This window comes from Ruegeria sp. BF10 (assembly GCF_056538725.1).
This window is the reverse complement of record NZ_JBQFTR010000003.1, coordinates 139,607-155,807: the sequence shown is the minus strand read 5'-3', so window position 1 is coordinate 155,807 and position 16,201 is coordinate 139,607. Positions and strand designations below refer to the sequence as shown.

16 protein-coding genes are annotated in these 16,201 nt (G+C 58.6%); 13 read left to right on the top strand and 3 right to left on the bottom strand.

Translation table 11 applies throughout. The features are described from left to right. Positions 1-24 precede the first annotated feature (24 nt). A complete protein-coding gene (locus tag ACR0DJ_RS13800; RefSeq protein ID WP_425079832.1) occupies positions 25-921 on the top strand; it encodes a LysR family transcriptional regulator in 897 nt (298 codons plus the stop codon). A gap of 6 nt (positions 922-927) precedes the next feature. On the opposite strand, the gene irrA is transcribed toward ACR0DJ_RS13800, so the two are convergent. After that, complete coding sequence (irrA, locus tag ACR0DJ_RS13795; protein ID WP_170344907.1) at positions 928-1,344, bottom strand: iron response transcriptional regulator IrrA; 417 nt, start codon at positions 1,342-1,344, stop codon at positions 928-930. 186 nt (positions 1,345-1,530) lie between these two features. On the opposite strand from irrA, the gene fabA reads away from it, so the two are divergent. The 3 genes from fabA to ACR0DJ_RS13780 are packed head-to-tail and all read left to right on the top strand — an operon-like array spanning position 1,531 to position 4,098. Next, on the top strand, positions 1,531-2,040 hold the full coding sequence (gene fabA / locus ACR0DJ_RS13790; RefSeq protein WP_152457158.1) for a bifunctional 3-hydroxydecanoyl-ACP dehydratase/trans-2-decenoyl-ACP isomerase: 510 nt from the start codon (positions 1,531-1,533) through the stop codon (positions 2,038-2,040). 31 nt (positions 2,041-2,071) lie between these two features. Next, positions 2,072-3,301 carry a beta-ketoacyl-ACP synthase I gene (gene fabB / locus ACR0DJ_RS13785; protein WP_170344906.1) on the top strand — a complete coding sequence of 410 codons (1,230 nt, stop codon included), beginning with the start codon at positions 2,072-2,074 and terminating at the stop codon, positions 3,299-3,301. A gap of 5 nt (positions 3,302-3,306) precedes the next feature. Then, a complete protein-coding gene (locus tag ACR0DJ_RS13780; protein ID WP_257600174.1) occupies positions 3,307-4,098 on the top strand; it encodes an enoyl-ACP reductase FabI in 792 nt (263 codons plus the stop codon). A 271-nt stretch (positions 4,099-4,369) separates the two neighbouring features. On the opposite strand, the gene ACR0DJ_RS13775 is transcribed toward ACR0DJ_RS13780, so the two are convergent. Next, positions 4,370-4,798 carry an FKBP-type peptidyl-prolyl cis-trans isomerase gene (locus ACR0DJ_RS13775; protein WP_170344904.1) on the bottom strand — a complete coding sequence of 143 codons (429 nt, stop codon included), beginning with the start codon at positions 4,796-4,798 and terminating at the stop codon, positions 4,370-4,372. A 126-nt stretch (positions 4,799-4,924) separates the two neighbouring features. On the opposite strand from ACR0DJ_RS13775, the gene ACR0DJ_RS13770 reads away from it, so the two are divergent. From ACR0DJ_RS13770 to ACR0DJ_RS13730, 9 genes are all read left to right on the top strand, one after another. Further along, on the top strand, positions 4,925-5,611 hold the full coding sequence (locus tag ACR0DJ_RS13770; RefSeq protein WP_257600173.1) for a haloacid dehalogenase type II: 687 nt from the start codon (positions 4,925-4,927) through the stop codon (positions 5,609-5,611). Further along, positions 5,611-6,441: an alpha/beta fold hydrolase gene (locus ACR0DJ_RS13765; protein WP_425079833.1), complete on the top strand. Its 831-nt coding sequence runs from the start codon at positions 5,611-5,613 to the stop codon at positions 6,439-6,441. Before ACR0DJ_RS13770 ends, ACR0DJ_RS13765 begins: the two co-directional genes overlap by 1 nt. Continuing rightward, positions 6,438-7,412 carry a threonine ammonia-lyase gene (locus tag ACR0DJ_RS13760; RefSeq protein ID WP_425079834.1) on the top strand — a complete coding sequence of 325 codons (975 nt, stop codon included), beginning with the start codon at positions 6,438-6,440 and terminating at the stop codon, positions 7,410-7,412. The genes ACR0DJ_RS13765 and ACR0DJ_RS13760 overlap by 4 nt, the downstream gene beginning before the upstream one ends. A 60-nt stretch (positions 7,413-7,472) precedes the next feature. Beyond that, positions 7,473-8,261 carry a 3-oxoadipate enol-lactonase gene (gene pcaD, locus ACR0DJ_RS13755; RefSeq protein WP_425079835.1) on the top strand — a complete coding sequence of 263 codons (789 nt, stop codon included), beginning with the start codon at positions 7,473-7,475 and terminating at the stop codon, positions 8,259-8,261. Between the two features lie 12 nt (positions 8,262-8,273). Then, a complete protein-coding gene (locus ACR0DJ_RS13750) occupies positions 8,274-8,987 on the top strand; it encodes an alpha/beta fold hydrolase (protein ID WP_425079836.1) in 714 nt (237 codons plus the stop codon). Between the two features lie 100 nt (positions 8,988-9,087). Further along, the gene (locus ACR0DJ_RS13745; protein ID WP_425079837.1) at positions 9,088-10,287 is read left to right on the top strand and encodes a TCR/Tet family MFS transporter; all 1,200 of its coding nucleotides are present in this window, start codon (positions 9,088-9,090) and stop codon (positions 10,285-10,287) included. A gap of 82 nt (positions 10,288-10,369) precedes the next feature. Next, positions 10,370-11,464, top strand: a complete 1,095-nt coding sequence (locus ACR0DJ_RS13740; protein WP_480685319.1) for a Zn-dependent alcohol dehydrogenase — start codon at positions 10,370-10,372, stop codon at positions 11,462-11,464. Positions 11,465-11,483: 19 nt separating this feature from the next. Then, on the top strand, positions 11,484-12,716 hold the full coding sequence (locus tag ACR0DJ_RS13735) for a mandelate racemase/muconate lactonizing enzyme family protein (RefSeq protein WP_480685317.1): 1,233 nt from the start codon (positions 11,484-11,486) through the stop codon (positions 12,714-12,716). Between the two features lie 112 nt (positions 12,717-12,828). Beyond that, positions 12,829-13,116: an ArsR/SmtB family transcription factor gene (locus ACR0DJ_RS13730; RefSeq protein ID WP_425079870.1), complete on the top strand. Its 288-nt coding sequence runs from the start codon at positions 12,829-12,831 to the stop codon at positions 13,114-13,116. A gap of 3 nt (positions 13,117-13,119) precedes the next feature. Here the strand turns inward: ACR0DJ_RS13730 and ACR0DJ_RS13725 are convergent, their stop codons facing one another. Then, positions 13,120-16,116 carry a cyclic nucleotide-binding domain-containing protein gene (locus tag ACR0DJ_RS13725; RefSeq protein WP_480685471.1) on the bottom strand — a complete coding sequence of 999 codons (2,997 nt, stop codon included), beginning with the start codon at positions 16,114-16,116 and terminating at the stop codon, positions 13,120-13,122. Between the last annotated feature and the right edge of the window lie 85 nt (positions 16,117-16,201).

Genomic DNA, 16,201 nt, shown 5'->3' with positions numbered 1-16,201 from the left:
TCTTTCGAAGGTATTATTAATCTCATGTTATATATTTCGCTGCGCCAATATGAATATGTCTGTGCAGTCGGGCGTCACGGCAGTTTGTCGGCGGCGGCCCAACATCTCAACGTTTCACAACCGGCCTTGTCTACTGCGCTGACGCGCGTTGAAGCCCATTTGGGGTATCCGCTGTTCGTCCGCCGGCGCGGGGCGGCCATGGCACTGACACCTCAGGGGCGTACGTTCATAGATAATGCCGAGGTCCTGCTGAAAAATGCCGCCCGAATCGAGGCGTCCGATACCTCCGTACCGGAAACAACCAAACTGAGATTGGGCTGCTTTACGGACCTGGCGCCCTTCCTGTTGGCTCCGGCCCTGCAACTTCTTCGCGACACATTCGCCGATATCAACCTTACGTATGTGGCCGGGTCCTTCGAAGGGCTGCTGAATGGATTGATGGATGGCCAGATTGACATCGCAATCACATACGACCTGACCATGGATGCGGGGTTCGCCCGTACAAAGCTGTTCGACAGCAGACCAAAGGCCTTGATGTCCCCGGATCATCCGTTGGCGGCAACCACAGAAGTCACCCTTGCAGCGCTGGAAGGTTATCCGCTGATTCTGTCTTCGGAAGGATTGTCCGCTCAACACATTCTCGGCCTGTTCCGCCAACACGGGCTGCGCCCTACCGTCGCGCACCGGGCCGCATCCCTTGAGATTCAACGCAGCCTTGCGGCTCATGGTGAGGGAATCGGGATCAGCTATGCCAGCCCACCCAGCAGCTTCAGTTATGACAACAAGCATCTGGTCAGCGTGCCGATTGCCAATCCGGACACAGCAGAATCCGTCGTTCTGGCACGGCACGGAACGGGACCCTCTGACACGGTCATAGAAAAGACAGAACGTGTTTTGGTGGCCGGGCTGACAGGCGTTTAAGGTCTATTACTTCTTGCGCAAGCGAATGACGACATCGACAGACGCGATTTCGACACCTTCCGGCGCCTCGGGAAGACGCTGAATGACCAGCTGATCCGATGGCGCATCACTTAGCCTTGCGTCGTCTTCCCAATAAAAATGGGGATGATCATGCGTGTTCGTGTCGAAATAGCTTTTGGATCCGTCCACTGTGATTTCTTGCAGCACACCTGCATCGCAAAAAGCACGCAGAGTGTTGTAGACCGTTGCCAGAGACACGGCATCACCATTCGCCTTTGCCGATTCAAAAAGGCTTTCTGCGGTGACATGGCGATGGCGGCCGTCGCCCACCAGAAGCTCGGCCAGCGCCACGCGCTGACGCGTCGGTCGCAAGCCGGCATTCACCAGCCAACCCGTTGCGATTTCGCGGCTCTGAGGTGTCATCGATCCGATACCCATTATTGCTGCCTTTATATATAGGGGCGCATCACCGGCAATTACAAATGAAATTCATTCGCAGGATAAGAACCAACACAACATGATGTGGCGCACCGCTCTTGCAGGACCTTGCAAACGGGTGCTAGACGAGGCCAGATATAAAGACAGACCCCCGGCAGGAAAGGCGGCAGAATGGCCCAGTTCCCAAGCAGTTTTGACAAAGATGATCTGCTGAAATGCGCTCGCGGCGAGTTATTTGGCCCCGGCAACGCACAATTGCCCGCCCCACCGATGCTGATGATGGACCGGATCACCGACATCTCTGCCGATGGCGGCCTGCACGGCAAAGGCCATGTGCTGGCCGAATTCGACATCACACCCGACCTTTGGTTCTTTGAATGCCACTTCCCGGGCAACCCGATCATGCCGGGCTGTCTGGGGCTGGACGGGCTTTGGCAGCTGACCGGTTTCAACCTTGGCTGGCGTGGATGGCAGGGGCGCGGCATGGCCGTCGGCGTCGGCGAAGTAAAGCTGACCGGCATGGTGCGCCCGGACCGCAAGATGCTGACGTACAAAATCGATTTCAAAAAAGCGATTCAAACGCGTCGCCTGACAATGGGTGTGGCAGATGGCATTGTCGAAGCCGATGGCGAGATGATTTATGATGTCAAGGACATGAAGGTCGTTCTATCCGAGGCCTGAGCCCGAACGGTCTGAAACAAGGAGTGCGCACATGCGTCGAGTAGTCGTCACCGGTCTGGGGGTTGTATCCTCGATCGGGAACAATGCCGAAGAAGTTCTGACCTCGCTCAAAGCAGGTAAATCCGGGATCGTGGCAAGCGAGCAGATGGCGGAACATGGTTTTCGCAGCCAGATCGCGGGTACGCTCAAGATCGACGTGGCCCAGCATGTGGACAAGCGTACACTGCGCTTCATGGGTCCCGGGGCCGCCTATGCACATATCGCCATGAGCCAGGCGATTGCCGATTCCGGGCTGACCGAAGACCAGATCGTCAATCCCCGCACAGGACTGGTTGCGGGCTCTGGCGGACCATCGACCAGCGCCATGCTGACGGCGCATCAGACCGTTCTGAAGACGGGCGCGACCAAACGGATCGGGCCATTTGCCGTGCCGAAATGCATGTGCTCGACGATTTCGGCAAATCTCGCGACGGCATTCAAGATCAAGGGCATCAATTATTCGATCACGTCCGCCTGCTCGACTTCGCTGCATTGCATTGGCAACGCGGCCGAACAGATCATGCTGGGCAAGCAGGATGTGATGTTCGCCGGCGGCGGCGAGGAACTGGACTGGACCCTGTCCTGCCTGTTCGACGCAATGGGCGCGATGTCGTCGAAATACAATGACACACCCGACAAAGCCTCGCGTGCGTTCGACGAAAACCGCGACGGTTTCGTGATCTCGGGCGGCGGTGGAATCGTTGTTCTGGAAGAGCTGGACCACGCCCTGGCCCGCGGCGCCAAAATTTATGCTGAAGTTACGGGTTATGCCGCAACTTCAGACGGCCACGACATGGTTGCCCCTTCAGGTGAGGGCGGCGAGCGCGCGATGCGTCTTGCTCTGGATACCGTGCCCGAGGGTCGCAAGGTCGGCTATATCAATGCCCACGGCACCTCGACCCCCGTCGGCGATGTGGGTGAGGTCGAGGCCGTGCGCCGCATCTTTGGCGAAGGCAATGTGCCCCCCATCTCGTCGACCAAGTCTATGACAGGCCACGCTCAGGGCGCGGCTGGCGCGCTCGAGACGATTTTCTGCCTGCTGATGCTGGACAATGATTTCATTGCGCCATCCATCAATGTCGAAACGCTTGCCGAAGGCATTCAGCCCGGTGAAATTGCAACTCAAGTGGTTGAAAACGCAGGACTGGACAGTGTCATGACCAACAGCTTCGGCTTTGGCGGCACGAACGGATCCATGGTTCTGTCAAGGTATAACGGGTGAAAGTAATGTCGGATCTTCTCAAAGGTAAACGCGGCCTGATCATGGGCGTGGCCAATGACCGCTCGATTGCGTGGGGCATTGCCAAGGCCATGCACGAGGCTGGCGCCGAACTGGCATTCACCTACCAGGGCGAGGCATTCGGAAAGCGGCTGGAGCCGCTGGCTCAGAGCCTGGGCAGCGATTTCATGGTCGATGCGGATGTCACCGACGACGAGTCGCTGGATCGCGCTTTTGGCGAGCTGGCCGAACGCTGGCCAACGATAGACTTCCTGGTCCATGCGATCGCCTATTCGGACAAGTCCGAGCTGACAGGTCGGTTCCTGAATACCACACGAGCAAATTTCAAGCATTCGATGGATGTCTCGGCCTATTCCTTCATCGAGGTCGCGCGCCGCGCCTATCCGTTGATGAAAGACAATGGCGGGTCTCTGCTGACCCTGACTTATCAGGGCTCCAACCGGGTTGTACCCAACTACAACGTGATGGGTGTCGCAAAGGCTGCGCTGGAATCAGCAACGCGTTATCTGGCCAACGATCTTGGCCCCGATGGCATCCGCGTTAACGCGATTTCCCCGGGGCCGATGAGAACCCTTGCCGGTGCAGCCATCGGCGGTGCCCGCAAGACCTACAAATTCTGCGATCAGAATGCACCGATGCGCTCTAACGCCACACTTGAAGCTGTCGGCGGAACGGCAGTGTACCTGACGTCAGATGCCGGCGCCTGCACAACGGGTGAGATCATCCGCGTTGACGGTGGTTTCCACGTACTAGGCATGCCACAGCCCGAAGCCATGTGACTATTTCTTTCCCTGCCGCTGCCCAGATTTCACCATCATTTCGCGGCAGGTAATCGATATGAGCAAACTTGACCAAATCATTGCAAACAATACACGCGCGACGCAAAGCCGGCGAAAGCCCGGCTTTCTCGGCCAACGGGCCAGGGTGCTATTGCTTACGTTGACTTCACTGTTGCTGGTGTTTGTCTTCTTTACGCAGCCACAGGTGCGGGCCGCGATTCACGCTCTGATAGGGTGATATCCGGGCCGGACGTCCGGCCCGAAACATGTCTCAGTTGACTGAAACGACTTCGATCTCGAAAATCAGATCCTGCCCTGCCAGCGGGTGATTTGCATCCAGGGTAACGGTGGCTTCGTTGGCATCCACGACCGTTACAGGCACGGCCTGACCTTCTGGCGTTTGCATCTGCAACTGTGTCCCGGGATCCAGGGGGATGTCGTCTGGAATGCCTTCGCGGGGAATTTCCTGACGCATCGCAGGGTTGATCGGGCCGTAGGCGTCCGTGCAGGCAATCTCGACCCGCGTCTTGTCCCCGGTGGACAGACCCGGCATGGCACTGTCCAAACCTGGGATGATCTGGCCCGACCCGACCACGAATTCCAGCGGATCACGCCCGTCCGAGCTGTCAAAGACTTTGCCGTCCAGCAACGTCCCGGTGTAGTGGATGCGAACCGTGTCGCCCTGTTTTATTTCAGTCATCGTGGCCTCCGGCCGTTCTAAGGGGTTAAGCAGCCAACCCTAGAGGTTGACACAATGTTGTAAAGCCTCGGCCCTTTCACCCCATTCCCCGATGTGCCAACCTGCGCGCAATCAGAGGAGGATCATATGGCGATCACGACCTGTGTGTTCGACGCCTACGGAACACTGTTCGACGTTGCTGCCGCTGCCCGACAGGCGGCAGACGAGCCGGGTTTCGAAGCCCTGAAAGACAAGTGGACCACAGTTGCGGCGCATTGGCGTCTGAAACAACTGCAATACACATGGCTGCGCGCCGTGGCGGATGCACATGCGGATTTCTGGGACGTCACCCAGGACGGGCTGGATTGGGCTCTGGAGGCCGCAGGCCTGCAAGGCGACCCGGACCTGCGCCAACGTCTGCTTGATCTCTATTGGGAATTGCAGGCCTATCCCGAAGTTCCGGCCATGTTGAAAGCCCTCAAGGAAGCCGGGCTGCAAACGGCGATCCTGTCCAACGGTTCGCCCCCCATGCTGGATGGAGCCGTGAAATCCGCCGGAATCGGGGATGTATTGGATGATGTGCTGTCGGTCGAAAGCGTCGGCGTCTTCAAACCCCATGCACGCGTCTATGATCTGGTGCAAGACAGGTTTGGCTGCGCACGCGGTGACGTGTTGTTCGTCAGTTCGAATGGCTGGGATGCTGCCGGGGCCAGCGGGTACGGTTTTGTGACCGCATGGGTCAATCGGATTGGTGAACCCATGGACCGCCTTCCCTGGACACCTGCGCATGTGCTGTCTGATCTGACCTCGATTCCCAAACTGGCCGGTCTCTGATGTCAGAGTTCATGACAACGGACGGCAGGCGCATTTATTTCGAAGAGACCGGCACCGGCACGCCGCTTTTGTGTCTGGCCGGTCTGACCCGAAACAGCCGCGATTTTTCGTTTTTTGCGCCACATGCCTCGGGCCTGCGCATGATCGCCATGGATTACAGGGGGCGCGGGCGTTCGGAATACGACCCCGAATACATGAACTACAATATCTTTCGCGAATCCCATGACGCGATTGAACTGCTCGATCATCTGGGGATCGCGAAAGCAGTTATTCTGGGAACATCGCGCGGCGGACTGATCGCCATGGCGCTGGCCGCAAGCCATCCTGAACGTCTGGCCGCCGTAATTCTGAATGACGTGGGGCCGGTAATCGAGCCGTCAGGTATCGCCAAGATCATGGCCTTCGTGGGGGCGCAACCCACGGCCAAAACCTATGATGAAGCCGCCGCCGCATTGAAACACGTAATGGAGCCGCAATTTCCCGGTGTTCCACTGGAAACCTGGCGCAAACAGGCAGAATTTCAGTATGAAACGCGCAAAGATGGGCTGAAGCTGCGATACGATCCAGCCCTGCGCAAGGCGCTTCTTGAACAAGCTGCAAGCGGGGCAGCCCCTGATCTATGGATGTTCTTCGAAGCCTTGCGCGACATTCCCACCGGTGTGATCCGGGGCGCGAATTCCGATGTTCTGGGCGTGGCCACTCTGGCCGAGATGCACAGTCGCCATCCTGGCCTGATCTCGGTCGAGGTACCGGATCGCGGGCATGTTCCGTTCCTGAACGAACCCCAATCACTGGACCTGATACAGAAGGTATTGAAGAACGCCGCATGAGCACACTTGAGATGATCGAAGCCGCCGCAGATCGGCTGAAAGGACACGTCCGCGAAACACCGATCCTGTCGTCGCCCTTTCTCGACACCCTCGCGGGCCGCCGGATCTGGGTCAAACCGGAATGTCTGCAACATACCGGCAGTTTCAAGTTTCGCGGCGCGTGGTCGGCCATTTCGGCGCTGGATGAGGGCATACGCAAGCGCGGCGTGATCGCATATTCATCGGGCAACCACGCGCAGGGCGTTGCGATGGCCGCTTCGAAGCACAGGATTGCCTCGGTCATCGTCATGCCGTCGGACGCGCCGCAACTCAAGATCGACAATACCCGCGCGCTGGGCGGAGAAGTCGTTTTGTACGATCGCGCGAATGAAAGCCGGGAGGAGATTGGCGAAGCCATCGCGGCAGAACGTGGTCTGACCCTGATCCGCCCCTATGACGAACCGCAAGTCATCGCGGGGCAAGGCACGACCGGGCTGGAAATCGCCAGGCAGGCAGCGGAACTTGGGGTTTCGCAGGCGGATGTTCTGATCTGTTGCGGCGGCGGAGGTTTGACCTCGGGCATTACGCTGGCGCTGGAGAAACACGCGCCGAAATTGCGGGCGCGCCCCTGTGAGCCGGAAGGGTTCGACGACGTCAAACGATCCTTGGCGTCAGGTCGCATTCAAAACAACACTGCGGCGTCGGGCAACATATGCGATGCGATCCTGACACCGCAGCCTGGCGACATCACCTTTCCGATCCTCCATCGTCTTTGTGGGCCCGGACTCTCTGTCACTGAAGACGAGGCGTTGCAGGCCATGGCATATGCCTTTCTGCGCCTCAAGATCGTATTGGAGCCCGGTGGTGCCGTAGCACTGGCCGCGGCCCTTTTCCGGGGCGACGAGATCGAAGGCGACGACGTGATCGTCGTCACATCGGGTGGGAATGTCGATCCGGGAATATTTGCTAAGGCGTTGGAATTCCTGACCTGACATGGGTGCGAAAGCCGTGCAAATTGCATCTGGACCGCCGTGACGACAAGGACCTTTGTCATGATGATCGCTGATCTGGGCGACGTGAAACTGAACTATCGCATCGACGGCCCCCCGGACGGTGCACCCATTGTGTTTGCCAATTCCCTGGGAACCGACCTGCATCTTTGGGACGCGGTGCTGCCATACATGCCCGACGGGCTGCGCATCATCCGATATGACAAGCGCGGGCACGGGCAATCCTCGGTGCCCCATGCACCCTATTCGATGGGCGCTTTGGTGCGGGATGCAGAGGCGCTGCTGGATCATCTTCAGGTTCGCGATTGCGTCTTTGTCGGCCTCTCGATTGGCGGGATGATCGCACAAGGGCTGGCGGTCAAACGCATGGACCAGATACGTGCGCTGGTGCTGTCGAATACCGCTGCCAAGATCGCCACGCCTTCGATCTGGCAAGAGCGCATTCAGGCGGTGCGAGAGGGCGGGATCGAAGCTCTGGCCGATGCCACGATGGAGCGCTGGTTCTCGCGCGAATTCCGCCGCGCGCAAAACCACCTGCCTTGGCGCGATATGATGGTCAGCCAACCAGTCGAAGGGTATCTGGGCTGCTGTGCCGCCATTGCCGGTACCGATTTTTATACGCCCACAAGCGGCCTGCGCCTGCCCACGCTTGGGATTGCGGGCAGCGAAGACGGATCGACCCCACCCGATCTGGTGCGGGAAACGATTGATCTGGTTCCCGGATCCCGGTTCCAGCTGATGCGCCGCGCAGGGCATTTGCCTTGTGTTGAGAAACCCGCGGAATACGCAGAAATCCTGACCGGATTTCTGACCGAAATCGGACATGTCTGAAGGAGAATGACAATGGCATCCTTCCTGTTGGTCCATGGCTCGTGTCACGGTGCTTGGTGCTGGCGCGACCTGATCCCCGCTTTGGAAGCCCTGGGCCATACCGCCCGCGCCATCGACATGCCCAGCCATGGTGCAGATCCCACACCGGTTGCCGACGTCACGCTGGACAGCTGCCGCGATGCCATTTTGAACGCCTGTAAACCCGATACGATTGTCGTCGGCCATTCCTGGGCCGGCTTTCCGATCAGCGCCGCGGCCGAGGCGCGCCCAAATGCAATGCGCGCCTTGGTTTACCTGTGTGCCTATGTCCCTCGGGATGGTCTTTCGATGGCGGAAATGCGCAGGCGCGGGCCACGGCAAACCATTGCGCACGCAGTGGAAAAATCTGCGGACGGGCTTTCCTACACCGTATCCGTGGATGCCATCCCAGAGCTGTTTTATCACGATTGCCCGGACGACATCCTGCCATATGCATACGCGCGCCTGTGTCCGCAAGCCATCCATCCACAAGAAACACCGCTGCCGGTTGGTCCGCGCTTTGCCAAAGTCCCCAAGGCCTATATCCGAACAACCGATGACCGCACGATTCCAACCGAGTACCAGGCAGACATGAGTGCCTGCGTTCCCGAAGATCTTCGGCGCGCAATCGACAGCTCACATTCACCTTTTTTTTCACATCCGCAGGAATTGGCCAAGCTTTTGACCGAACTGGCAAACGAACTTTAGCAACCTGTCGCGACGAGATGGGGCATGAGGGCGAACTCTCTCTTCCCTCATTCGTCGGGCGCGCCTAGGGTGCCGCACACAACTCACTTGTTCAGGTCCTATGCGTCTGCCGTTTTTCTTCATCCTCAGCATCGTCATGATCGATGCCATGGGCATTGGCCTTGTGATGCCGATCATGCCGCAACTGATTGTCGAGGTTCAGGGCGGCACCCTGGCCAATGCCGCAATCTGGGGCGGTGTGCTGAGTACTGCGTTTGCGGCAATGCAATTCATCTTCGGACCCATTCTGGGAAACCTGTCCGATGCTTACGGACGCAGAACGGTATTGCTGGTGTCCCTGTTCGTCATGGCGCTGGACTACATGGTCATGGCCGTGGCGGGCAGCATCTGGCTTTTGCTGGTCGGACGCATCATTGGAGGCATCACGGCGGCCACCCATTCTACAGCGGCGGCTTTCATGGCGGATGTGTCCGACCCAAAAGACAAGGCCGCAAATTTCGGCCTTCTGGGTGCCGCTTTTGGCGTAGGTTTTGTCCTGGGTCCGGTGATCGGCGGATTGCTTGGCGAATTTGGAACCCGGGCGCCATTCTGGGCTGCGGCAGGGTTGGCGGCGCTGACCTTTTGCATCGGCTGTTTCGTGATGCCCGAAACAGTGACCGCCGAGAACCGGCGTGAATTCAACCTGCGGCGTGCAAATCCGGTGAACTCGCTTCGCGCCATTGCAGCATTGCCGGGAATCCGGCCGATGCTGTGGGTCTATTTCCTGTATTCGGTTTCAATCTACGTCTATCCCGCCATCTGGTCTTACTTCACGACCGAGCGCTTCGGTTGGTCCGCGCAGATGATCGGCCTGTCGCTTGGTGTCTATGGTATCGGCATGGCCGTCGTGCAAGGCGGCCTGATCCGCCCGGCCATCCGGCTTTTGGGCGAGCGGGGTACAATCATCTATGGCATGGTTTTCGAAATCATAAGCTTCGCCATTCTGGCCTTTCTGACCAACGGCCTGATCGCACTGCTTCTCATCCCAATTACCGCCATTGGGGCGGTCATCACGCCCGCCCTTCAGGCAATGATGTCAAGGGCCACACCAGATTCGCAGCAAGGCGAATTGCAAGGTGTCCTGACTGCGTTGCATGCGCTTTCCATGGTGATCTCACCGTTGGTGATGACCAGCGTATTCGCGCAGTTCATTCGACCCGACACCCCGCTCTACCTGCCCGGCGCCCCTTTTCTGTTGGCACTCTTGTTGATGCTGGCAGGATTTCTTCTGTTTAGACGGTCCCGGCCTGTCGTAGCGTAACAACGACATGCAAATGGCGGTTTCTGCCTTGCGAGCCGCCTTTTCCCGCGCCACCGTGAACCCAACGGGAATGAGGGAAAACATGCAAAAAATCAAAGCCGCAGTCTGCCGGGCATTTGGCGAACCACTGGTGATCGAAGACGTTCATCTGGCCCCCCCCGGCACGGGCGAGGTCGAGGTGACACTGGAGGCCGTGGCCATCTGCCATTCGGACATTTCCTATGCCGACGGCGCATGGGGAGGGTTCCTGCCAGCCGTTTACGGGCACGAAGCCGCAGGCGTGATCAGCGCGGTCGGAGAGGCGGCCGGGGACTTCAAGGTCGGCGACCCAGTGGTGGTGACCCTGATCCGCGCCTGCGGGTCTTGCCCTGCCTGCGCAGGCGGGCAACCGACTATTTGCGAAACGCCCTACGATACTGTCAAAGGTCCGTTGAAAACAGGCGATGGCAGCCCGCTCGAACAGGCGATGGCATGCGGGGCCTTTGCCGAAAAGGTCGTGGTAAGCCACCGCCAGATCGTCAAAATCCCGGATGACCTGCCCAAGGAACTGGCCAGCCTGCTGTCCTGCGGTGTAATTACTGGGGTCGGCGCTGCGGTGAATGCGGCGGGCGTGCGCCCCGGTCAGGACGTGGTGGTCATTGGGGCGGGTGGTGTCGGCCTGAACGCAATTCAAGGCGCGCGGATTGCAGGCGCGCGGCGGATCGTGGCCGTGGACATGACCGAAGAAAAGCTTGAGATCGCCAAGGAGTTCGGCGCAACCCACGGCGTCCTCGCCAGCTTGGATCAACCATGGAAAGCCGCATACAGGGCGCTGGGGGGACGCGGCGCCGATGCCGTTCTGATCACTGTCGGCGCGATTCCCGCCTATGATCAGGCCCCGCGCTATCTTGGGCGCGGCGGCAAGGCGATCATGATCGGGATGCCACATTCCGGTGACATGGCCAGCTATGAACCCGTTGTATTGGCAGCCCTGGGTCAGGGCGTTGTCGGGTCGAAAATGGGCGACGTGGTCATTCAGCGCGACATACCCTGGATGGTGGACCTGTATAAGCAGGGGCGGCTGAAACTGGATGAGCTGATCTCGGGCCGCTGGTCACTGGATCAGATCAACGAGGCCATCGCCGACACCAAAACCGGATCGGCCAAGCGAAACGTGATCCTGTTCGACAGGACCTGACCCGCCGAAAGGATTTGGGATGAAACTGCAGGATCTCGACATCATCGTCACCGCCCCGCCCGCTCCGGGCTGGGGCGGGCGCTACTGGATACTTGTCAAAGTGACGACTGATACCGGCATCACGGGCTGGGGTGAGTGTTATGCCTCGTCCGTGGGGCCCGAGGCGATGCGTCATGTCATTCAGGACGTGTTCGACCGGCATATGCTGGGCGAGAACCCCGAAAACATCGAGCTCATGTTCCGTCGCGCCTATTCCAGCGGCTTTACGCAGCGCCCGGACCTGACGGTGATGGGCGCATTCTCGGGGTTGGAAATCGCCTGCTGGGACATTCTGGGCAAAGATCGGGACAGGCCAGTTCATGCGCTGCTGGGCGGCAGGATGAATGACCGGATCCGGGCCTATACTTACCTGTATCCGCTGCCCCGGCACAACTTGAACGATTTCTGGACCTCTGCCGAACAGGCCGGCGAAACGGCGGCTGAAATGGTAAAACGTGGCTACACCGCCGTGAAATTCGACCCGGCCGGCCCCTATACGATCCGCGGCGGGCACATGCCTGCGATGAGCGACATTTCCATGTCCGTCGCCTTCTGCAAGGCGATCCGCGAGGCCGTGGGCGACAGGGCCGATCTGCTGTTCGGCACCCATGGCCAGTTCAACACGGCCGGGGCAATTCGGCTGGGACAGGCGTTGGAACCATATCAGCCCCTTTGGTTCGAGGAACCTACACCGCCTGACAATATCGAAGATATGGCCCGCGTCGCCCGCAACGTACGCATTCCGGTTGCAACCGGAGAACGGATGACCACAAAGGCCGAATTCGGAGCCGTCCTGCGCGCTGGAGCCGCCGAGATTCTGCAACCGGCGCTGGGACGTGCAGGCGGAATCTGGGAGATGAAGAAAGTCGCAGCCATGGCCGAGGTCTTCAACGCTCAGATGGCACCGCATCTGTATGCCGGTCCGGTCGAATGGGCCGCCAACATCCATCTGGCCGCTTCCATTCCCAACCTGCTGCTTCTGGAAACCATCGAAACACCGTTCCACGATCAACTGATCAAGGGCTCGATCCGGATCGAGAATGGGTTCGTCGCCGCCCCGGATGCTCCGGGCCTTGGGATCGATGTCGATGAAGACCTGGCCCGCGCGCACCCATATGACGGCGACGGGTTGCATCTGCAAATGCAGGAGGACCCATGCAATTACGTTGAAGGCAATGCTTTTCAGGGGGGTGCTCCGGCAACCGAGGGGTGACAATACCAGTCGCCTTGATGCATATTGCCATCACAAATCGCGATATGACGGTCAGAAAGTGGCACTTAACGAAACCGAAGCGCAGGCACGCCCAACGGACGCTCTGCCGGACATGAAAGACAATGCTGCACGCGCGGCTGCATTTCTCAAAACACTGGCGCATGAGGGGCGCCTGATGATCTTGTGCCATCTTGGCGGTGGTGAAAAATCCGTCGGCCAGCTTGAGGAGCTGCTTCAGTTGCGGCAGGCCGCAGTCAGCCAGATGCTGGCGCGCCTGCGCGAGGAAGAGTTGGTCTCGACGCGTCGGGAAGGCAAAACGATCTATTATTCATTGCGCGACGGAGCCACGGAAAAAGTGATCCGTCTGCTTTACGATTTGTTCTGCGGCTCGGACTGCTGATCGCTAATTGGACACATAACCGGCGATAACCTGCAACAGCTTGAATGCGGTCGCTGCATCGTTTTCCACTACGGCAAGGAATTCTTCTTCACCGATCCGCAAACAGGAAAGCGGCGTTTCCGCCACCATGCTCAGCGCACGTGGTTCTTTTCTGATCAGGCCCAGCTCTCCGACCAATGCGCCAGGCCCGACTTTGGTGATCAGTTGGTCAGGCCCCTGTTCTTGTGGCAGGTACAGACCTGCTTCGCCCTCCAGCACCACATAGGCACCGTCGGTGGGCTGGTCATCTTTCAAGAACACCACCTGCCCCGGCTCGGCATCAAACCAGCGCGCGCCAAAGGCCAGCAGGCGCAGCTGACGCCGATCCAGACCCGAAAACAAGGGGGTTTGCTCCAAGGCGCGTAGTTTCCGCGTCAAATCCGCCGATGCCGCACTGTCTTCCTCCACCTCCACAGGCCCTCCGTCCGAGACCACACGACCTTGCCGGATTTCAACATACATGTCGAATGCACCGGGGTTTTCGAACTGATCATTCAGATAGACAACAGTGGTGTCCGGCAGCAGTTCACGGAGCCGTTTATAGACCGCCACCTGCGTTTTCATGTCGTAGCTGGCCAGCGCATTTTCCAGAATCAGGATGTCAGGTTTCTTGATCGTCGCACGGGTAAAGGCCAAGGGCTCGGCAAATACCGCCGGAAGATTCTGACCGCCCAAAGCAACCTGGACATCATATATCAACTCTGTGACCAATGGGCGCGCGCCGTTTTCAGCCAACACATCGACAATCAGCTTGCGGGCTTCGTCTGAACGGGAACCGCCAATCTGACTGACTTTTCCGAATAGCGCATTTTCCATGACCGTCAGTCCGGGCGCAAAGACATTTGGATCCAATGGAACGAAGACGTCTTGCAAACGCTCCATCAGTTTCTCGGAATGGCTGTGCCGCAGTTCGAGGATGCGATCCTTGAGTTCATCGGTGAACGCAGGTCCGATCTGTTCGGCAGAGATCACAAATGGCACCGCCAACATGTTTGCAAGCTGCTCGTCATCCAGCCCGTCCGAACCATCTTTGCGAGTCTGGTCCACCAGATCCACGGCAATTTCATAGGTTTTTGCATCAAGACCAAGTTTTTGAAACAGCGGGTGGTCCGTTCCATCGATCCCGAAGATCTGGCGCAGCATTTCGATCACGTCGCGAGTCAACGCGATCAGTGTCTCGTCCAGCCCCAATTCGCGTAACTGTCCTAGAAAAACCTTCTGTTGCGCAAGCAAAGCTTGTGTCACGGGAACACGTGGCGTTGCGAAAAGCAGGTTTTCAGCCACAGGCAGGGCCGCGTTATACGCGTTCCGGTCAAAGACAAGCGCCTGTTGTTCCAGCCCGGCATCACGAACAGCCTGCTGAACAACCGGGCGCAGCTCGATCAGTTTCTTTGCCAGTTCACAATGCTCGGCCGCATCGAAACTCTGTTCGGCGCCCCGTTGGAACAGCGCTGCGCCAAACCCCATTCCGTCAATCAGCTGCAACCACCAGGCACGCAGTTCCGCGGCGTCCTGAAACCCGGCCAAAGTTGGGTCCAGCCATTCCGCTCTGAACGGATCGGCACTGTTTCCCGCCCTCAGGGTTTCGAGAAAGTCCGGATCGTCCGGCGGGTCAGTCAGCGGTTTGAACCGCATCGGCATCATCACGTTGTCGCCCAGCGTACCCTGAAACATGACAGGGCGTGATGTGACATACCCGATACGCGCGGCGACAACCGCCTGATGCAACTCGGCCAGTTTCAGGTCCCCGATCCGCACCTGGCCAGCACTGGGGCGTATTTCCCGTGTCAGCAATTCGCCGATGGCGCGTCGATCTTCCTCGCTGGGGGCGGCGATCCCGATTGTCTTTCCAGCAGGAAAGCTGAGGTCCAGATCATCGAGCACCTGATTGCCATCCATGTCACGCACCGAAACGTGGTCCAGCACGATGTTGCCGTTCAGGTGCGGCCACTCGGCAGGTTCACCTTCAAACAAGGCTTCATCGAGCATTCCGGCCGGAGCAAACCGGTCAATGACCACATCCCAACGCAGCGACATGTCCTGGGTCTGGTTGTAATAGGTCAGCAGCTCTTTCCATGGTGAGCTGAGATCCTTGTACGCGGCCAATGCGGCAACCAGCGCCCCCAGCGAAACCGAACCCTGAAGCACCAACAGACCGCCAACCAGATAGAACATGAACGGTGTAAGTTGCGAGATGAAGTTGTTCAGGAACTTCATGAAGAACTTCTTTTGATAGATCTGGAAACGGATGCCGAACAGGCGGCCCAATTGCTCCGAGACCATCGACCGGCGATAACGCCAGCCGCCATTGGTCCGCAGGGTGGACGCGCCCACCGCGTTCTCGCCGATCTGCGCCGCCAGAACGCGAACCTCCTGAATGCGTTTTTTGTTCAGCAGGTTGATCTGGCGTTGCAGCTTGGGGATCAACCAGGCCTGCAAGGGTATCAGCGCCACGGCGGCCAGCCCGAACCAGACGCTTTGCAGGAACAGGAAGGAAAGTATGGTGATCATTTGGCCGGCCTGAAGAACCGGCTGGCTGATCGCGTCGCCCATCAGGCCGCCCATCGGCTCGCTTTCGGCGGTGATCATTGACACCATTTCACCCTGGCTGACACGCTCGAAATAGGGTTGAGGAAAGCGCAGCGCCCGGCTGATCAACTGATACCGAAAGCGCCGCAGCATCCGTTCGCTCAGCACGCCTTTCATGGTGTTGATGCGCATTTTCATCAGGCCGTGGCACAGCACAGCCGCCAGAAAGGCAAAGCACAGAACAATCAGAAAATTGGTCTGCGACATGGAATAGCCCGAGACCGTTACCTCAGTGGTGGACGACCCGATCGCGTCATTGATTATTCGTTTTGGCAGCTCAAGTGTGAGGTACAGCAAAGGAAACAACGTCGCCGTCACGGCCAGCAGGATCAGCTGTTCGCGTTTGGAGTATTTCCAGATAAAGCGGAAAATCGTGCGTTCTATGGAACCTGCCCCTGCTGCTGACCGACGACGCGGATTGAACGTAATGCATGCAATTTCAACAGCATGAATCAAA